This window comes from Streptomyces sp. DH12 (assembly GCF_020873895.1).
GTDB lineage: Bacteria > Actinomycetota > Actinomycetes > Streptomycetales > Streptomycetaceae > Streptomyces.
In genome coordinates this window covers 1-398 of sequence record NZ_JAHWGT010001572.1, presented here as the reverse complement: position 1 = coordinate 398, position 398 = coordinate 1, and the positions used below count along the sequence as shown (strand labels likewise).

General features: G+C 70.9%; 1 protein-coding gene. It reads right to left on the bottom strand.

What is annotated here, in order from left to right:
- On the bottom strand, positions 1 to 398 hold a 398-nt coding region (locus LPA54_RS41140; RefSeq protein ID WP_228985501.1), incomplete at both ends, for an ATP-binding protein.

Here is a 398-nt window from a genome sequence, read left to right as displayed (position 1 = left end):
ATCTCCAGCTCGACCTCCGTGCCGCCGTCCGGCACCGCGCGCAGCCGCGCCGTGCCGCCGTTGCGTTCCATGCGGCCGATGATCGATTCTCTGACGCCCATGCGGTCGGCGGGTATCGAGTCGAGGTCGAACCCGGGACCGCGGTCCCGGACGGACACGAACACCGTCCTCCCCTCGACCTCCGCGTAGACCTGGACCGCGCCGCCCTCGCCACCGTACTTGGCGGCGTTGACCATCGCTTCTCTCGCGGCCTGCATCTGCGCGCCGATCTTCTCGTCCAGGGGGCAGTCGCCCACGACGACGACCTCGAGGGGGACGCCGTGCTTGTCCTCGACCTCGGCGGCGTTGCGCTTGACCGCCTCGGCGAGGGTGGTGGGCTCCTCGTCCTCGTCCTTGCC